Origin of the sequence: Modicisalibacter ilicicola DSM 19980 (assembly GCF_900128925.1) — a bacterium.
Lineage (GTDB): Bacteria > Pseudomonadota > Gammaproteobacteria > Pseudomonadales > Halomonadaceae > Modicisalibacter > Modicisalibacter ilicicola.
This window is the reverse complement of the sequence record NZ_FQUJ01000002.1, coordinates 475,418-493,771: the sequence shown is the minus strand read 5'-3', so window position 1 is coordinate 493,771 and position 18,354 is coordinate 475,418. Positions and strand designations below refer to the sequence as shown.

Genomic DNA, 18,354 nt, shown 5'->3' with positions numbered 1-18,354 from the left:
TACGACATTCGGCATAGACCAGCATAGGCGCTAGGCAAACGCGCCGCTCGGGTAGCATAACAAAACTGTCGCCCGTTACGTCGGCAAGACGCCTGCTGGAGAGGGGATTGCGACTATTTGCCGAGAGGGGGCTGTCGGAGGCGCGTCACGCCCGATCGCACATGGGGAAAGACCCTGTCCAGATAGGTGGCGACATCCTGCTCTGCGTCCGGGTCGTAGAGGCTGGGCGGGTACTGGTCGACGAGGTGCGGGCAGTGATGGTTCAGCCACTCGAAGCTGATGCGCCCAAGAATGGTGGCACCCGGAGAGTCCTCACCGTCGGGCAGCAGGTCGGCTACCAGAAAATCCCTGTAGCGGCGCAGCACCCGCAGGTTCACATGAAAATCCTGGGGCCCATCGAGGAAGAGTACGTTCGAAAATGAGATAGCGATATGTGATTTATTTTCTCTTTTTTTTGTCGAGCTCAGGACGTAAACAGGGGAGTAGTAGGGGAGTTCGGTGTCCAGGTCGTCGGGGATCTTTTGCCAGGCATACCAGCGGTTGCGTTCTACCCGAAAGGCTTCCTTTACATCATCCCTATTCTGCCTTTGCCGCATCGGCATGAACCTCATGACACTGATCGGTTTCAAGTATGACCAGCGTCTCTCGAGACGTGCAAGACGAAAATACTGACCCGTCAAGGCTCAGAGTTCTTCAGGGTTTCTTGTCACGATGCCAGGCTTTCTGTCACGGTTTTGCGTGGTCATGTTCCTGTAATGTTCGGCCTGATGGACGAGAGGGAGGCCAAGCGAAAGTGCCAGGAAATTTATCTGAGCAACTCCTTCTGCTCGCGGTAATTGACGACTTCACCGCTGCGTAGCATGACACGGTAGTATCTGAGCTCTCGCTTGACGATGGGAGCCAGTACATAGATACCGACGACGTTGGGTACCCCGATCAGGAATATCAGGGCATCGGAGAACGAGATGAGGGATTCGAGCTGAACCATCGAGCCGATGACGGTAAAGAGGCAGAACAGCAGCTTGAACAGGTTGCCGCCCCATCGGCTTTCACCGAACAGGTAGCACCAGCCCTTCAGGCCGTAATAGGACCAGGCGAGAGCGGTGGAGAACGCGAACAGCCAGGCGGCGACCGCCAGGGGTATCGGTAGCCAGGAGACATTGCGCGCGAAGGCATCGGAGGTCATCTCGATGCCGCCCAGGCCGGCGGTGAAGGCGGGATCGTAGAAGAGAGTGGTCACGATTACCAGACCGGTCAGCGTGCAGATGACGACGGTGTCGACGAAGGGCTCGACCAGTGCCACGAAGCCCTCGGTGACAGGATGCAGGGTTCGCACCGCCGAATGGGCGATGGCCGCCGACCCCAGCCCGGCCTCGTTGGAAAAGACCGCGCGCTGAAAGCCTATGATGCAGGCCCCCAGAGCCCCGCCAGCGGCGCCTTCGGCGGTGAATGCGCCACGAAAGATGGCGGTGACGGCATAGGGCAGCGCGTCGGCGTTCATGGCGATGACCAGAAGCGCCATGAGGCAGTAGAGAATCGCCATGAAGGGGACGACCTTCTCGGTGACCCGTGCGATCGTCTTGATTCCTCCGAGAATCACCAGCCCGATCATTCCCGCCATGATTACGCCCAGCAGCCAACTCCTATCGGCAAACCAGCTGTTTTCGGCCCCACCGGTGACATTGACGAGTTGAATGACGGCCTGCTGGGACTGGAACATGTTGCCGATTCCCAGGCAGCCGACGATGACGCCTATGGCATAGAAGGCGCCGAGAAAACGCCCCAGAGCGGGGAAGCCATGCTCGCCCAGCCCTTGCCTGAGATAGAACATGGGGCCGCCCGAGACCGAGCGATCGGTGTTGTAACGGCGGTAGTAGGTCGCCAGCGTGCATTCGACGAACTTCAGCGACATGGCCAGAAAGCCAGCGACGACCATCCAGAACACCACGCCAGGCCCGCCCAGGGAGACGGCGAAGGCCACGCCGCCGATATTGCCGATGCCCACCGTTCCCGATACGGCCGTCGCCAGTGCCTGGAAATGCGAGACCTCGCCTTCGTCGTCGGGGTGGGAGTAGTCGCCACGCAACAGTTTGAGCGCATGGCCGAAGCCGCGCAGATTGATGAAGTTGAAATAGAGCGTGGTGAATACCGCCGCGAAGGCCAGCCACAACACCACGATCGGCAACTGGACGCCCAGCACGGGCAGACTAAAGAAGATCACCGACGAGACGACGCTGGAAACGGGGCCGAACAGGGTCTCGACACCCTGCTCGAGGGGCGCCGCCTGGACGAGAGCGGTCTCGCCGAGCAGCAGGAGGGCGATTATCCAGCGTGAGCGACACAGGCCGCCCGGCCAGCGAATGCGATCAACCATGGCACGCCTGTCTTGTGGTCGTTAACGAGGTGGCGATTAGCAGTCTGTCGGACTTAACACTGATCTACTGCGAAACCCGACCTTTCGGCCAATTTCATGCGATCTGATTCGTTAAATAGCCCACTATTCGCCTCATCAGATCGATAAACTTGTCTCGAAATCCGTGCTTCTCGTGACGATCGGTCAAGCCCGACAGACTGCTAGAGCATGGTAGAAAATCGGCTTCTCATGAAGGGCCGCGATACGATTAGGTTCATCCCGACGCGGTATTGCCGGGTGTTGCCTCGGCATCGATGGCGGCGATCGACTCGGCTGCCTGGCGTAGCGCCGGCAAGAACTGCAACGCCTTCTCGGGGGTCAGGCGCATGGTCGGTGCCTGCAAGGCGATGCCCAGGTTCGACCGGCCCTTCGCAGCCGGCACCAGCACGGCCAGACAGATGAGGCCGGGCAGGAACTCCTCGTCGTCGAAGGCGTATCCCTCGCGGCGCACCCGCTCGATCTCGCTCTCCAGGGCCGCGAGGTCGGTGAGGGTGTTCGGGGTGAAGCGCTCCAGAGGAACATGGGCCAGCAGCCGCTTGCGCTGGGTCGGTGTCATCTGGGCCAGGAACAGCTTGCCGCTGGCCGAGCAGTGCACCGGCACCTGGGAGCCGGGATGCAGATAGAAGCGCAGGGGCGCCTCGGTTTCGACACGGTCCAGGTAGAGCACTTCGTTGCCGGATAGCGCGGTAAGGTTGCAGCTTTCCCCGACCTGCTTGACGAGCTGACCGAGTACCGCGTGACGAGCACCCTGCACGGTGTTGTTGAGCAGCAGATTCTCGGCCAGGCGGCGCAGGCGCACGCCGGTGCCATACTGACGGCTATCACCGTCACGTTGCAGCATGCCTGCGGTCTCGAGCTGCTGCAGCATGCGATGCAGGGTCGGCTTGGGCAAGCCGGTCTCTTCCACCAGCCCCTGGAGGGTGAAGAATTGATCCTTCTCGGCAATCACTTCCAGCAACGACAGGAGTCTCAGGGCAGGGGTATCGCCATCGATCTTGGCAATCTCGGACTTCATGGTGAAGCTCTCGCGAATCTGAGGATGGGCGGAATATAGCAATTCCTGTATTTGGTAGAAAGCATATCATTTTTTGAAATTTTATATTGACGCTGAGGCAATGAGTGTCTAAATTCACCTTCAATTCCATAAAATGGAATGAAGCGTACCGAATAAAGCATAACGAATAATGCAACCGCTCACTCCGGAGGATTCCCTCATGAGCACCCAGGACACTTCAGACAACCGCCAGGTTGTCCAAGGCAAGCAGAAGATGACCCCGTCCGAGGCCTTTGTCGAAACGATGGTGGCCAATGGCGTGACCGACATGTTCGGTATCATGGGCTCGGCATTCATGGACGCCATGGATATCTTCGCCCCGGCGGGCATCCGCCTGATTCCGGTGGTTCACGAGCAGGGCGCCGGCCACATGGCCGATGGTTACTCGCGGGTTTCCGGCCGTCATGGTGTGGTGATCGGCCAGAACGGCCCGGGCATCTCGAACTGCGTGACCTCCATCGCTGCCGCCTTCTGGGCGCATAGCCCGGTGGTCATCGTCACCCCGGAAACCGGCACCATGGGCATCGGCCTGGGGGGCTTCCAGGAGTGTCACCAGTTGCCGATGTTCCAGGAGTTCACCAAGTACCAGGGGCACGTGACGCATCCGGCGCGCATGGCGGAGTTCACCGGTCGCTGCTTCGACCGCGCCATGTCCGAGATGGGCCCGACTCAGCTCAACATTCCCCGCGACTATTTCTACGGCGAGATCGAGGCCGAGATTCCCGAGCCGTCGCGGCTGGATCGCGGTCCCGGCGGTTCCAGGAGCCTTGACGAGGCCGCGGAGCTGCTGGCCCAGGCCAAGTTCCCGGTGGTCATCTCCGGTGGCGGCGTCGTCATGGCCGACGGCGTGGACGAGTGCAAGGCCCTGGCCGAGCGTCTCGGCGCACCGGTGGTCAACAGCTACCTGCACAACGATTCCTTCCCGGCCAGCCATCCGCTGTGGTGCGGACCGCTGGGCTACCAGGGCTCCAAGGCGGGCATGAAGCTCATTTCCCAGGCGGACGTGGTACTGGCGCTGGGCACCCGGCTCGGGCCCTTCGGCACCCTGCCGCAGCACGGCATGGACTACTGGCCGAGCAACGCCAAGATCATCCAGGTCGACGCCGACAACAAGATGCTGGGACTGGTCAAGAAGATCGCCGTCGGCATCTGCGGTGACGCCAAGGATGCCGCGGTGGCCTTGACGGAGCGTCTGGCGGATCGTCAGCTGGCCTGCGACGCCAACAAGGACGAGCGCGCTGCAACCATCAAGAGCGAGAAGGACGCCTGGGAGAAGGAGCTCGACGAGTGGACCCACGAGCGCGACGACTACAGCCTCGACATCATCGAGGAGAACAAGCAGGAGAAGCCGTTCTCCGGCGGCGAATACCTGCACCCGCGTCAGGTATTGCGCGAGCTGGAAAAAGCCATGCCGGAAGATGTCATGGTCTCCACCGACATCGGCAACATCAACTCCGTGGCCAACAGCTACCTGCGCTTCGAGAAGCCGCGCAGCATGTTTGCCGCCATGAGCTTCGGCAACTGCGGCTACGCCTTCCCCACCATCATCGGGGCCAAGGTGGCCGCGCCGCATCGCCCGGCGATCTCCTACGCCGGTGACGGCGCCTGGGGCATGAGCCTGATGGAAACCATGACCTGCGTGCGTCACAATATCCCGGTCACCGCGGTGGTGTTCCACAATCGCCAGTGGGGCGCGGAGAAGAAGAATCAGGTGGACTTCTACAACCGTCGCTTCGTCGCCGGCGAGCTGGACAATGAGAGTTTCGCCGAAATCGGTCGCGCCATGGGGGCCGAGGGCATCACCGTGGACCGCCTGGAAGACGTGGGCCCGGCACTGAAGAAGGCCGTCGACATGCAGATGAATGAAGGCAAGACCTGCATTCTCGAGATCATGTGTACCCGCGAGCTGGGCGATCCGTTCCGCCGTGACGCGCTGAAGAAGCCGGTGCGGATGCTCGAGAAGTATCAGGACTACGTGTAAGAAAGACGCCTTGTGCGTCGCGCAGCGATACCGACGATGACGTGGTATCGCTCGCGCCGCGAACAGGCTTTCTTTCCGGCCTGAAAGAACCCCGATGTCGATGAGAGGCTCTCATCGGGTCGGGGTTTCTCGATTCTAGATAACATTGAAAGGAGACGCCCGGGATGCAGGTGCTCGACAACATCCTCAAGAACGCCCGCCGGATGCGCAAGCGCATCGTCCTCAGCGAAGGCGACGATGAACGGGTATTGGAGGCGGCGGTGCGTGCGGCCAAGGACGGTCTTGCCGACATCATCCTGGTCGGCGATCGCGGGAAGATCGAGGCGACGGCAGCCGGCAAGGGCCTGCCCCTCGAGGATGTCGCCTTGATCGATCCGGCCGAGTCGCCTTTGGCACCGGCGCTGGCAGAAGAGCTTCACCGGCTGCGCGAGAAGAAGGGCATGACCCGGGAGCTTGCGGAGCAGGAGGTATTGAAACCGCTGGTCTTCGCCGATCTGATGGTGCGTCTGGGGCAGGCGGACGGCTCCGTGGCCGGCGCGGTACATACCACGGCGGACGTGGTGCGCAGCGCCATTCAGCTGGTCGGCGTCAAGCCTGGGACCCGGCTGGTGTCGAGTTTCTTTCTGATGGTGATGGAGGAGCCGCATCACCGTCGCAAGGGCGGCATGATCTTCTCGGACTGTGGCCTGGTGATCGACCCCAGTGCCGAGGAGCTGGCCGAGATCGCCATGGCGGCGGCCGACAACGCCCGGGCGCTGCTCGACCAGGAACCGAAAATCGCCATGCTGTCGTTTTCCACCAGCGGCAGCGCCAAGCATGCGGCGGTGGACAAGGTCGTGACGGCGGCTCGCAAGGTGAGAGCCGAGCGTCCCGAGCTCGCCATCGACGAGGACGTGCAGCTCGATGCGGCCATCGTGTCGGAAATCGCCCGGCTCAAGCTGCCGGATTCGCGCGTCAAGGGCGAGGCCAACGTGCTGATCTTTCCCGACCTGGAGGCTGGCAACATCGGCTACAAGCTGGCGGAACGCATCGGCGGCGCCACGGCCATCGGGCCGCTGTTGCAAGGGTTGGCCAAGCCGGCCAACGACCTCTCTCGCGGCTGTAGTGTCGATGACGTCTACCACGTGATCGCCGTGACCGCGGTACAGGCCCAGGCCCTCGAGCAGCGGGGGTGAGTACCGCCTGGCACGCACGGTCATGACACCCGAGAACCTGCTGCCGTTTCTGGTGGTGACGGCGATGGCCGGCTATTTCCAGACGGTGACCGGTTTCGGCCTGGGCATGATCGTGATCGGACTGTCGAGTAGCCTGGGCATCGTCTCGGTCGCGACGGTCGCGGCCGTGGTCAGCCTGCAGATGGTGGTCAATAGCGCCGTGGCGCTGCCCGGCAAGCTCCAGCACGTCCACTGGCCAGCGGTCAGGGCGGTGGTTGTCGGCCTTCTGCCGGCGATCCTGGGCGGTGTCCTGCTGCTCGATTATCTGAGTGCCAGCGCCTCGAATCTACTGCAGCTCGCCCTGGGCGGTCTCATCCTCTATGGCGGGATCAGCATGCTGCTGCAACCCAGCCGTCAGACGGTGCTCTCCTCGTCGGGGAGCTTCTTCGTCAGCGGGGTGCTGTCCGGGCTGTGTGGCGGGCTCTTCGCCACGCCCGGCCCGCCGCTGATCTATCAGTGCTATCGCCAGCCGCTGCCCTTGATCGGCATCAGCAGCATGCTGATCCTGTTCTTTTCCCTTACCTCTCTTGTGCGAACCCTGTTCATCGCCTTTCAGGGACAGCTCGATACGGAGATCCTGGTGTTGGCTGCCTGGTCGATACCGGTGATTGCGATGGCCACCTATGTCGGGCGACGCTTTCCACCACCGCTGTCGGCGGTGATGATGCGCCGCCTGGCCTTCCTCGTACTGGTCGGGATCGGAGGCGGGCTCGTCGGTGCCTCGCTGGATGTTCTATAGCGCATTGACGTAGCAGTGCTGGCTGGTTTCACAGCGTGATACCCGCCATTCCACCGGGCGGCCCTGAAGATCTCGGGCGATGCGGCGGATCTCCAGCAACGGCGTGCCGGCCTCGACGCCCAGATGGGTCTTGTCCTGGGTGTCGGCCGCGACCGCGAACAATCGTTCTTCGGCGCTGGCCACGCTGCAGCCGAACTGCTGCTGGTAGAGATGATAGAGCGTGTTGGGCAAGGGTTCCGGGGCTGTCTCGAGCCCGGCAAACAGGCGTGCCGAGACGACCGCGTCTTCTAATAGGGCCGGGTGATCGTCCAGTTCGCGCACCCGACGTATGTGAATGACTTCCTCACCGGCTTCCAGCTCCAGAGCCCGCGCTTCCTCGGCGGTGGCCTTTCGACGCTCCCTGCGCAGCACGCGGGAGATGGGCAGGCTGCGCTGGCCGTCCAGTCGCACCAGATGAAAGAACTGGAACAGCGAGCGGTCGGCATCGTGGGTCGCCACCACCGTGCCCTTGCCTTGATAGCGAATGACCACCTGGTCGCTGGCCAGGGCATCGAGCGCCTTTCTCAAGGTTCCCACGCTCACCGCATATTCACGGGAGAGGGCCGATTCGCTGGGAATGAAGGTGCCGGGCGCCCATTCCCCGGAGACGATGCGCGCAAGCAATACGTCCTTGATCTGCTGATACAGCGGGCGAAAGGCCGGTGTCGCCTGAGTGTCCATGTAAGTCCTTATTTCCCCAACGGCTCGATGAAGAGGGTGTCTGCACGCGTACCGCTTATTTTAACCCAGATTGTCGAATTTCAGGGAGAATGCTTGACTGTCCTGTGTCATATATCATATACATGAGTTGAGGCCGGCAGCAACAATCCATTCAGAGGCATCCTCGCCGGAGCCGTGGCGAGGCCGAGAAGGCAGGCTTATATGCGGAGGACGCATCGATGAGTATCGATTTCGTGGTACACGACGCCGAAGACAGTGTCGGCGTGGTGGTGGTGGAAGGCATCCAGGCGGGACAGACCCTGACCGGCTGGGTAATGCATCAGGACCAGACGGTCACCTTCGAAGTGCGGGACCCGATTCCCATCGGTCACAAGCTGGCGATTCGCGACCTGGCCGAAGGCGACACCGTGATCAAGTACGGCGTCGATATCGGCAAAGTGGTCAAGCCGATCAGCAAGGGTGAGCATCTGCATGTCCACAACGTCAAGACCAAGAGGTGGTAAGCATGGAACTCAAGGGACGCAAGTTCATGGGCTATCGTCGCGACAACGGCCGCGTCGGGGTTCGCAACCACGTCGTCGTGTTGCCGGTGGACGATATCTCCAACGCCGCCGCCGAGGCGGTGGCCAACAACATCAAGGGCACCCTGGCGCTGCCGCATCCCTACGGTCGCCTGCAGTTCGGTGCCGACCTGGACCTGCATTTCCGTACCCTGATCGGTACCGGCAGCAATCCCAACGTGGCGGCGGTGGTGGTCATCGGCATCGAACCGGGCTGGACCAACAAGGTGGTCGAGGGCATCCAGGCGACCGGCAAGCCGGTGGCGGGCTTCTGGATCGAGCAGAACGGCGATCACAACACCATCTGTGCCGCCTCCAAGGTTGCGCGCGAATACGTGCAGTACGCTACCGAACTGCAGCGTGAGGAGTGCGATGTCAGCGAACTCTGGGTGTCGACCAAGTGCGGGGAGTCGGACACCACCTCGGGCTGCGGCGCCAACCCGACCGTCGGCGATGCCTTCGACAAGCTGTATGACGCCGGCTGCACCCTGGTCTTCGGCGAGACCTCGGAACTGACGGGGGGCGAGCATCTGGTGGCGGAGCGCTGTGCCACCCCCGAGGTGCGCGAGAAGTTCCAGGCGATGTTCGATCGCTACAGCGCGATGATCGACCGCCATAAGACCAGCGATCTCTCGGAGTCGCAGCCGACCAAGGGCAACATCGAGGGTGGCCTGACCACCATCGAGGAAAAGGCCCTGGGCAACATCCAGAAGATCGGCCATCGCTGCCGGGTCGATGGGGTGCTCGACAAGGCCGAGATGCCGGACAAGCCGGGACTGTGGTTCATGGATTCCTCGTCGGCCGCCGCGGAGATGGTCACCCTGTGTGCCGCCTCGGGTTACGTGGTGCATTTCTTCCCTACCGGGCAAGGCAACGTCATCGGCAACCCGATCCTGCCGGTGATCAAGATCTGCGCCAATCCGCGGACCTTCCGCACGATGAGCGAGCACATCGACGTCGATGTCACCGGCATCCTGAAGCGCGAAATCAACATGCAGGAGGCCGGCGACAAGCTCCTCGAGATGATGTTCCGCACGGCCAATGGGCGCCATACGTCCGCCGAGGCGCTGGGGCATCGGGAGTTTGTGCTGACCCGGCTCTACGAAAGCGCCTGAGAACCTGTCCACGATCCACTGCGCTCGCCTTTGCTCGTGACGATCGTGAACAGGTTTGAAGAAAAAAAGCACGCAATGTGCCAGCAATGCTACAAAAGGAAGACGAGTCGCCGTAAGGCGGCTCGAGCAGCGCCTACAACAACAGCAATCGGAGAGACCCATGCGCCATACCAACTCCAACAAGACTTTCCGGCTCGGCACCCTCTTCACCGCGGTCCTGACCAGTGTCGCCTTGAGCGGCCCTGTGGCTGCCCAGAGCGCCGAGGACTATCCCTCTCGCAACGTGCAGTACATCATTCCCTTCGGGCCCGGCGGCGAATCCGATATCAGCGCCCGGCTGCAACAGCAATACTTCCAGGACATCACCGACCAGCAGCTGATCATCCAGTACATGGCGGGCGGTGGTGGTGCCGTGGGCTGGTCCCAGCTAAACGAGATGGAGGCCGACGGTCACACCATCATGGGCACCAACCTGCCGCATATCGTGCTCAAGCCCATGGGCAAGGACCCGGGCTTCAAGACCGAGGATCTCAAGAATTTCTACTTCTTCCACTACTCGCCGGACGCGCTGATCGTCGCCAACGACAGTCCCTATGAAACCCTCGAGGATTTCGTCGCCGCTGCCAAGCAGTCGCCGGGGGCCGTCACCCTATCCGGCAGCGGCACCCAGTCGGCCAACGACATTGCCAATCAGCGCTTCCAGTCGCTGGCCGACGTCAAGACGACCTATATCCCCTTCAAGGGCACCGGCGCCGCGGTCGCCGCACTGCTCGGCGGCCAGGTCCAGGCCGAGTGGGGCTATACCACCGTGGCGGCCAACCACAGCGACAAGGTGCGCATGCTGGCCGTGGCGGCGGATGAGCGTCACCCACAATTCCCCGATGTACCCACCTTCCAGGAACTGGGCTACGACATGACCGGCGGCGCCTATCGTGGCATGGCGGTCCCCAAGGACACCCCGGAAGACGTGACCAGGAAACTCTCCGACATCTTCGGACAGATCAATCAGAATGCCGAGTTCCGCAAGAAAATGCAGGACCTGGGCTTCGTGTTGATCGACGTGCCCTACGCGGAAGTGGACGAGTTCATGGCCGAGCGCCGGGAGGAGTACGAGGAGGTTGCCCGGGAGATGGGCATCATCGAATAACCCGAGAACTTCTCCACGATCTACTGCGCTAGGCGATACGACGTTGGAATCGATCTCACAATGCTCATTTACAGCACGTAAACTGCGCTTCTTCGATCAATTCCGCCTCGTCTCGCCTTCGCTCGCTACGATCGTGAACAAGTTCTAAGCGGCTATTTCTATAGATTGGCTCCCGATTCTCGGGAGCCGTCCGGCACGGAGATAGTGCATGGAAACCTTGGGTTTCATGGCGGCCGCGTTTTCTCCGATGAACCTGCTTCTCGCGGTGCTCGGTGTGGCCGCGGGCATCTTCATCGGCGCCTTGCCGGGACTCTCCGCCACCATGGCGGTGGCGGTGCTGGTGCCGGTCACCTTCGGCATGCCGACGGAAGCGGCGCTGATCATGCTGGGAGCCATCTATACCGGCGCGATCTACGGCGGTTCCTACGCTGCCATCCTGGTCAACACGCCGGGCACCCCCTCGGCGATCGCCACCACCTTCGACGGCTATCCCATGGCCCAGCGGGGCGACGGCGACCTGGCGGTCACCCTCTCCACGCTCTCCTCGATGGTCGGCGGGCTGGTCGGTGCGCTGGCGCTGCTGACCCTGGCCCCCTTGCTGGCCCAGATTGCCCTGAAGTTCGGGCCGGTGGAGTACTTCTGGCTGGCGATCTTCGGCCTGACGCTGATTTCCGCGCTCTCGGAAGGCTCTACCCTCAAGGGCTTCATCGGCGCCGGTATCGGCCTGCTGCTCTCCACCGTGGGGGTGGCGGTCGTCGGGGCCGACATTCGCTATGCCTTCGGCTCGCAGTTCCTGCTTGGTGGCGTGGAGATCATCTCGGCGTTGATCGGCCTGTACTGCATCCCGGTGCTGATCGATCTGGTCGCCACGCCCAGCGCCCATCTGGAGCCACCGGAAGAGGGCCGCGGGGTGCGTTTCAACGAGAGCCTGGGCCTGATGTGGCGAAGCAAGTTCAACTCGTTGCGCAGCGCGGTGATCGGCACCATCGTCGCCATCCTGCCCGGCGCGGGCGGCTCGATCGCGAGCCTGGTCTCCTATTCCGAGGCACGGCGCACGTCACCGCGTCATGAGCGCTTCGGCCACGGGGAGCCGGATGGTGTGATCGCCACCGAGTCTGCCAACAACGCCACGGTCGGCGGCGGCTTCATTCCCACCTTCGTGCTGGGCATCCCCGGCACCCCGCCGGACGCGGTGATCCTCGGGGCGCTGCTGGTGCAGGGCTTTCGCACCGGCCCCGAGATGTTCACCACCAACGCCAACGTCACCTACACCTTCATCGGCGGCCTGTTCATCGCCACGCTGCTCATGCTGCCGCTGGGGCTATTGATCGGGCGCTACGCCTTCAAGTCGATCGTGTCCATTCCCAAGGCATTGCTGGTGCCGAGCATCGCCTTCATGACCGTCATCGGCACCTACGCCATCCGCAACAATCCCTTCGACGTGGTGGTCATGGTGGTGCTGGGGGTGCTGGGCTGGGTGCTGTCGCGCTACGGCATCAAGGCCTCACCCATCGTACTCGGGCTGATACTCGGTCCCATCGCCGAGCAGGGCTTCGTGCAGGGCTATCTGATGGGCAATGCCTCGGGGTCGGTACTGACGGTGTTCTTCGGTCGTCCGATTTCGATGGCGATCATCGCCTTGACGTTGATCGCCGTCTTCTATCCGCTGTGGCGCGCTCGGCGTGACCGTATCGTGAAAAACAGCAACGAGGAGCCCCGTCATGAGCACTGAGTTGAACGCCCCCCGGGTCGATGCCCGGCGCTCGGATCGTGTCCTGGCCTCGATCATGATCGTCATCGCCCTCGGGGCGCTGTGGTTCAGTCGCGACATGTCGATCATGGCCAGTATCTTCCCGCGCACCATCGCCACCTTGCTGCTGATCTTTAGTGTCGCGTTGCTGGTGCGTGCCTTTATCGCGCGGCCGCAGATGCCGAAACCACAGCCCGGTAGCGTGGGGCGCCGGCTGGGGCTGGTCGGCGTGATGCTGGCGTGGAGCTTCTCGCTCAAGTGGCTGGGGTTCATCGCTGCCAGCACGCTCGCCGCCGTCGCGCTGTCACTGCTGGCCCACTATCACGGCTGGACCTTCAAGCGCGCGATGGCCTATGGCCTGGTGCTGGCCGGGATCATCGCGTTTTTCTACACCCTGTTCGCCATCCTGCTCAACGTGCCGCTGCCGGTGGGTCTGCTATGGCGCGATCTCTAACAACGAGGACGAAGATGAGTGACATCGTCATCAGCGAATTCATGGACGAGGGGGCCGTTGAAAGCCTCGAGCAGGATTTTTCGGTGCGCTTCGACCCCACCCTGGTGGAAGCGCGCGAGCAGCTGCTGGATCAGGGGCAAGGGGTTCGAGGCTTGATCGTGCGCAACCGCACCCGGGTCGACGAGGCGTTGCTGGCACGTTTTCCCGACTTGCAGGTGGTGGGGCGTCTCGGCGTGGGTCTCGACAATATCGATCTGAAGGCCTGCGCGGCGCGCGGCGTCGAGGTCAAGCCGGCGGTCGGCGGCAACGGCAGCTCCGTCGCCGAATACGTGATCGGTGGTGCCCTGATGCTGCGGCGCGGCGCCTATTTCTCGAGCGCGGCGATGCTGGCGGGAGAGTGGCCGCGTCAGGCGCTGATCGGCCGGGAGGTATCCGGCAGCGTGCTGGGGCTTGTGGGCTTCGGCGCCATCGCCCGGGAGACGGCGCGGCGGGCCCGCGCCCTGGACATGCAGGTGGCGGCCTTCGATCCGCATCTGCCCGCCGAGGATGCCGCCTGGGCCGACGTGGATCGCCATGACAGCCTCGACTCGTTGCTCGAGGACGCCGACGTGATCAGCCTGCACGTTCCCTTGACCGAGGCCACCCATCATCTGATCGATGCCGACCGCCTGCAGCGGGTCAAGCCGTCGGCGGTGCTGATCAACGCCGCCCGCGGCGGCACCGTCGACGAGGCAGCACTCGCGACGGCCCTGCGCGAGGGGCGCCTGGCCGGGGCCATGCTGGACGTCTTCGAGCAGGAGCCCCTGCCTGAGGGCTCCGTGCTGGAGGGAGCGCCCAATCTGATCCTGACGCCGCACATCGCCGGCGTGACCGAGGAGTCCAACGCCCGCATCAGCCGGATGACCGCCGACAACGTGCGGGCGGTACTGGCCCACAAGCCCAGGGAGGCCGGCGCATGAGCGAGCCGACGATCATGACCTTCGATGCGGCGCGGGAACTGGCGATGGCGGCGATGCGCGCGCATGGCTTCGGTGAGCCCGAGGCCATCGATACTGTCGAGGCACTGTTGAATGCGGAGCGCGACGGCCTGCCGTCCCATGGCCTGTCGCGCCTGCCGTTCTATCTGGACCAGGCGGCCAGCGGCAAGGTCGATGCCACGGCGGTGCCCAGGGTCGAGATCGATGGCGCCGTGGTGCGGGTCGATGCGTGCCATGGTCTGGCCTTTCCCGCGATAGCGCGAGGGCTGGCGGTGGGCATCGATCAGGTGCGCGCGAGTGGTCTGGCGGCGATCTCCATCGCCCGCTCGCACCATTTCGGCGTGGCCGGGGCCCCGGTGGAAGCGGCCGCACGCCAGGGGCTGATGGCCCTGGCCTTCAGCAACGCGCCTTCGGCGATGGCGCCCTGGGGCGGCAATCGACCGCTCTACGGCACCAACCCCATCGCCTTCGCCTGCCCGCGACGGGACGCCGAGCCGCTGCTGATCGACCTGTCGCTGTCCAAGGTGGCACGCGGCAAGGTGATGCTGGCCAAGAAGGCGGGCAAGCAGATCCCGGACGACTGGGCGCTGGATGTCGACGGCAAGCCGACCACCGACCCGGATGCCGCCATCGCCGGCAGCATGGTGCCGGCAGGGGACGCCAAGGGGGCGGCCCTGGCGCTGATGGTCGAACTGCTCACGGCGGGGCTGGCCGGCAGTCACTTCGGTTTCCAGGCCAGTTCCTTCTTCGAGGCGGAGGGCGAGGCGCCGGATACCGCCCACCTGATCCTGCTGTTCGATCCGGCACGCTTCTCCGACGGCTTCCTCGCGCACGCCGAGACGCTGTTCGCCGCCATGCTCGAACAACCCGGTGTGCGTCTGCCGGGTGAACGGCGTCATCAGCTGCGTCGCGAGTTCGATGGCCGGCTGCGATTGCCCGGCGAGCTGGTGGCGGCCCTGGAGCGGCAGGCCGGCATGACTCACTGATCTGAAGGCGGGGCTGCGGTAGAACCGCGCAATACCAGCGGCGCCTCGATCACCTGGCAATGTAGCGCGGGCTGCCGATGAATACGCGCCGCCAGGGCGTCGGCGACGCGACGACCGATATCGCCGGCAGGGGCGGCCACCGTGGTCAGCGGCGGGACCATGAAGCGCGCCTGGGGCAGGTCATCGAAGCCGGTGACCGAGAGCTCCTCGGGCATGCGAATGCCGGCTTTCTGAGCCGCCAGCATCACGCCGAAGGCGAGGGTATCGTTACCGCAGAGGATGGCGGTGGGGGCCGGGTCGAGGCCCATCAGCAGTTGCAGGGCATAGGCGCCTTCCTCGATGCCATAGTCGACGGTCACGATGCGATCAATGGGCAGGGCGACCCCGGCGTCGTCCAGGGCATCGCGGAACCCGCGCAGACGCGCGCGAGCGCGGTCGTTGCCGACCGTGGGCGCGGTGACCACGGCGATGCGTCGGTGGCCGAGCTCGAGCAGATGCTCGGCCAGGCGGCGGGCGGGGGCGGCGTTGTCGAACCCGATGCTGGGCCAGTCCGGGTCCTCCTCGCTGTGCCAGCAGCTGAGGTACGGAAGCGCATACTGCCGGAGAAGGGCGAGGGCCGCCGGTCGGTGGTCGTGGCCAATGAGCACGGCACCATCGATGCCCTGCTGGAGCAGGGTACGCAGGGCTTCCAGTTCGTCATCGAGATTGTAATGGTAGGTGGCGATCAAGAGACGACAGTCGTGATGCTTGAGGCGCCTCTCCAGGCTGTCGATCATTGCGCTGAAGATCGGGTTGTCCAGCGTCGGCACCAGGGCGCCGATGGCGCCGACATGCCGCGAGGCCAGGGCACGGGCGGTGCCGTCGGGGACATAACCGAGCCGCTCGACGGCGGCCTCGACCTTCTCGCGCAGGCGCTCGCTGACGTGAGGCGCGCCATTGAGCACCCGCGAGACAGAGGCCGTGGAGACCCCGGCGGCGCGTGCCACGTCTCCGAGCAGGGTTCGTTTTTTTGCTGTCATCCTGAACACCATGTCGCGGGGAAGGTAAGTCAGCCGTCATTTTAGCGAACTTTTTTCTGGACAAGTCCTATAGAGGAGTCTAGCTTTAAGAGATCGATTTGTAAGCGCTTACAAGTCGACTCTAACTGAAGGGCAACGCGTGAGAAAGCAGCAAATACGACAACGCTCAACAACAGGAGTCTCGCCATGGTGAATTCCGTACCGGAAGCGTCAGGTCGCCGTCCCCTCGGTGGGTGGATTTGGCTCGCCCTGGGCCTGTACGTGGCGTTCTTCGCGAATGTGGCGGTGCAAAGTCACTGGCCGGGCTTGATCGAGGTGGCGCCGGTGGCCGAGGCCTGCCTGCTGGTAGTGGCCACGGCTTGCTTCATCAGCGGTTGCCTGAGCATCGAGCGTCGCCGTGCCGTCGGCGAATGACAGCCACGCCATGTTCCATGACCTGAACCCGACCAATCGAAGCTGAAAACACGAATCCAACAACAAGTCACAAGAGGATGTCAGCATGTCACGTCTAGCCAAGATGCTATCCCGAGTATCCGATTCCCCGGGCGCGCCGAGTCAACCGGAGCGCCGGGAGTTCTTCAACTCGGTGGCCCGCTACGGGTTCACCGTCGCCGTGATAGGTGCCGTCGGCGGGGGGCTATTCTCGGAGTCCGCCATGGCCGCCGCTTCCCAGGAAGAGAACGAGCGCGAGAAGGCCGCCGACACCGTGCTGACCATGGCCACGGGGTACGTGCTGGGGGCGTCCCGGGCCTATCCCATCATGCAGCTCAACTTCAAGGAGAACCTGCAGAACTTCACCGGCGGCCGTCTCTACGTGAAGCTGGCGCCGGGCGGTCAGCTGGGGGCCGGCGGTGCGCTGATCACCAAGGTGCAGAACGGCACCATCGCCATGGCCCAGCACTCGATCTCCAATCTCTCGGCCTTCGCGCCGGAGGTCGACCTGATCAACATTCCCTACTGGTGCGGCGAAAATCAGCGACTGGTCAACCTGGTCACCTCCCAGGCCTGGGCGGACACGGTCCACGACAAGGTCGAGGCCCGGGGCTTCAGGATACTCAACTATATCTGCATCGATCCGCGTACCGTGGCGGTTCGTGACGGTCTGCTCGATGGCCCGGTGCGTACCCCGAAGGACATCGAGGGCATCAAGTTCCGGGTGCCGTCGTCCCAGATCCTGCAGAAGGTCTACCGCCTGGCGGGCGCCAACCCCACCCCGATCGCCTGGGGCGAGACCTCCTCGGCCATCAAGCAGGGCGTCGCCGATGCACTGGACCCCAGCGTGGAGGCGCTGCTGGTGTTCGGCTTCACCGATGTCCTGTCCAGCATCTCCACCATCCAGTCGGTGCCGGATGCCCAGGTGTACACCTGCAACAAGGCCTGGTTCGAGGAACGGCCCCAGGAGGTTCAGGAGGGCATACTGCGGGCCGCCGAGGTGACCTTCCGCGAGAATCTCGCCAAGGTGCCGGCCGCCCGGGCCTATGCCTATGACCAGATGCGCAAGGCCGGTGTATCGATCTACTCCCCGAGCGATGAAGAGCTGGCCCAGTGGCGGGAAAGCTGCGGCCATCAGCTGGCGACCTGGGACGACACCAAGGTCGAGCTGGCCGGCTCCCTGGAAAACTTCGAGAAGCTCCTGGCGGCCACGGAGGTGTCGAATGGCTACTACGTCGACAGCAACGGCTAAGCCGGGCAAGTATCGCGCCCTGCGACTGAAGCTCGATCGCACCGACCGGGGGGTGGAGCGTTGGCTGCTGCTGACCTTCTATGCCTTGATCATCCTCACCGTCGCCATCGAGGTCGTTCGCCGCTTCGCCCTCGATTACTCCTCGGTGTGGGGGGAGGAGCTGTCGCGCTACGCCTTCATCTATCTGGCCTGGCTCGCCGCTGCGGCGGCGGTGCGCGATCGCGCCCATATCCGCATCGATGTGCTGGTCAACCTCGGCGGCCCGCGAATCCAGCGGCTTGCCTGGTGGCTTGCCGACATCGCCACCCTGGTGCTGGCGGTGTGGGCGCTGTGGCTCTCGCTCTCGCCGGTACTGACCTCGCTTCAGTTCGGTTCGGTGACGCCAGGGTTGCGCGTGTCCCAGGCGCTGTTTCTCGCCGCCATCCCCATCGGCTTTCTGGTGGTGGCCGCACGGGTGGTGCAGTCGATGTTCGCCGATGTGCGACGCATGCGTCGCGGTGAACCACCGTTCGCCGGGCACAAGCTCTTCGACTGAAGGAGT

18 protein-coding genes are annotated in these 18,354 nt (G+C 63.5%); 13 read left to right on the top strand and 5 right to left on the bottom strand.

From position 1 onward, the window contains the following. Positions 1–113: 113 nt before the first annotated feature. From BUA41_RS02365 to BUA41_RS02355, 3 genes are all read right to left on the bottom strand, one after another. Entirely contained in the window at positions 114–611 is a 498-nt protein-coding gene (locus BUA41_RS02365; protein ID WP_139249030.1) for a hypothetical protein, read from the bottom strand. A gap of 194 nt (positions 612–805) precedes the next feature. Then, entirely contained in the window at positions 806–2,374 is a 1,569-nt protein-coding gene (locus BUA41_RS02360; RefSeq protein ID WP_139249029.1) for an alanine/glycine:cation symporter family protein, read from the bottom strand. Between the two features lie 253 nt (positions 2,375–2,627). Continuing rightward, positions 2,628–3,428: an IclR family transcriptional regulator gene (locus tag BUA41_RS02355; RefSeq protein WP_139249028.1), complete on the bottom strand. Its 801-nt coding sequence runs from the start codon at positions 3,426–3,428 to the stop codon at positions 2,628–2,630. 199 nt (positions 3,429–3,627) lie between these two features. Between BUA41_RS02355 and xsc the strand changes: the two genes are divergently transcribed. From xsc to BUA41_RS02340, 3 genes are all read left to right on the top strand, one after another. Then, positions 3,628–5,448: a sulfoacetaldehyde acetyltransferase gene (gene xsc / locus BUA41_RS02350; protein WP_072819311.1), complete on the top strand. Its 1,821-nt coding sequence runs from the start codon at positions 3,628–3,630 to the stop codon at positions 5,446–5,448. A 164-nt stretch (positions 5,449–5,612) separates the two neighbouring features. Then, on the top strand, positions 5,613–6,623 hold the full coding sequence (pta, locus tag BUA41_RS02345; protein ID WP_072819310.1) for a phosphate acetyltransferase: 1,011 nt from the start codon (positions 5,613–5,615) through the stop codon (positions 6,621–6,623). Between the two features lie 22 nt (positions 6,624–6,645). Then, on the top strand, positions 6,646–7,401 hold the full coding sequence (locus BUA41_RS02340; RefSeq protein WP_072819309.1) for a TSUP family transporter: 756 nt from the start codon (positions 6,646–6,648) through the stop codon (positions 7,399–7,401). Here BUA41_RS02340 and BUA41_RS02335 read toward each other — a convergent pair. Next, positions 7,396–8,121 carry a GntR family transcriptional regulator gene (locus tag BUA41_RS02335; protein WP_072819308.1) on the bottom strand — a complete coding sequence of 242 codons (726 nt, stop codon included), beginning with the start codon at positions 8,119–8,121 and terminating at the stop codon, positions 7,396–7,398. The genes BUA41_RS02340 and BUA41_RS02335 overlap by 6 nt on opposite strands. A gap of 218 nt (positions 8,122–8,339) precedes the next feature. Here BUA41_RS02335 and BUA41_RS02330 point away from each other — a divergent pair, with 218 nt between their 5' ends. From BUA41_RS02330 to BUA41_RS02300, 7 genes are all read left to right on the top strand, one after another. After that, positions 8,340–8,624, top strand: coding sequence for a UxaA family hydrolase (locus tag BUA41_RS02330; protein ID WP_072819307.1), 285 nt, complete (start codon positions 8,340–8,342; stop codon positions 8,622–8,624). Positions 8,625–8,626: 2 nt separating this feature from the next. After that, positions 8,627–9,796 carry a UxaA family hydrolase gene (locus BUA41_RS02325; protein WP_072819306.1) on the top strand — a complete coding sequence of 390 codons (1,170 nt, stop codon included), beginning with the start codon at positions 8,627–8,629 and terminating at the stop codon, positions 9,794–9,796. Positions 9,797–9,956: 160 nt separating this feature from the next. Further along, positions 9,957–10,943, top strand: a complete 987-nt coding sequence (locus BUA41_RS02320) for a tripartite tricarboxylate transporter substrate binding protein (RefSeq protein WP_072819305.1) — start codon at positions 9,957–9,959, stop codon at positions 10,941–10,943. Positions 10,944–11,151: 208 nt separating this feature from the next. Next, complete coding sequence (locus BUA41_RS02315; RefSeq protein ID WP_072819304.1) at positions 11,152–12,675, top strand: tripartite tricarboxylate transporter permease; 1,524 nt, start codon at positions 11,152–11,154, stop codon at positions 12,673–12,675. After that, on the top strand, positions 12,665–13,147 hold the full coding sequence (locus BUA41_RS02310) for a tripartite tricarboxylate transporter TctB family protein (protein WP_072819291.1): 483 nt from the start codon (positions 12,665–12,667) through the stop codon (positions 13,145–13,147). The genes BUA41_RS02315 and BUA41_RS02310 overlap by 11 nt, the downstream gene beginning before the upstream one ends. A gap of 14 nt (positions 13,148–13,161) precedes the next feature. After that, entirely contained in the window at positions 13,162–14,106 is a 945-nt protein-coding gene (locus BUA41_RS02305) for a hydroxyacid dehydrogenase (protein WP_072819289.1), read from the top strand. Then, positions 14,103–15,110: an Ldh family oxidoreductase gene (locus tag BUA41_RS02300; RefSeq protein ID WP_072819286.1), complete on the top strand. Its 1,008-nt coding sequence runs from the start codon at positions 14,103–14,105 to the stop codon at positions 15,108–15,110. Before BUA41_RS02305 ends, BUA41_RS02300 begins: the two co-directional genes overlap by 4 nt. Here the strand turns inward: BUA41_RS02300 and BUA41_RS02295 are convergent. Next, entirely contained in the window at positions 15,104–16,129 is a 1,026-nt protein-coding gene (locus tag BUA41_RS02295; RefSeq protein WP_072819453.1) for a LacI family DNA-binding transcriptional regulator, read from the bottom strand. The two genes, BUA41_RS02300 and BUA41_RS02295, sit on opposite strands and share 7 nt — an antisense overlap. A gap of 186 nt (positions 16,130–16,315) precedes the next feature. Between BUA41_RS02295 and BUA41_RS02290 the strand changes: the two genes are divergently transcribed. The 3 genes from BUA41_RS02290 to BUA41_RS02280 all read left to right on the top strand — a co-directional run bounded on the left by BUA41_RS02290 (position 16,316) and on the right by BUA41_RS02280 (position 18,348). Beyond that, positions 16,316–16,543 (top strand): hypothetical protein, encoded by a 228-nt coding sequence (locus BUA41_RS02290; RefSeq protein ID WP_072819284.1) that lies wholly within the window; start codon positions 16,316–16,318, stop codon positions 16,541–16,543. Between the two features lie 85 nt (positions 16,544–16,628). After that, a complete protein-coding gene (locus tag BUA41_RS02285; RefSeq protein WP_217652755.1) occupies positions 16,629–17,813 on the top strand; it encodes a TRAP transporter substrate-binding protein in 1,185 nt (394 codons plus the stop codon). After that, entirely contained in the window at positions 17,785–18,348 is a 564-nt protein-coding gene (locus BUA41_RS02280; RefSeq protein WP_084671048.1) for a TRAP transporter small permease, read from the top strand. The genes BUA41_RS02285 and BUA41_RS02280 overlap by 29 nt, the downstream gene beginning before the upstream one ends. Positions 18,349–18,354: the final 6 nt, after the last annotated feature.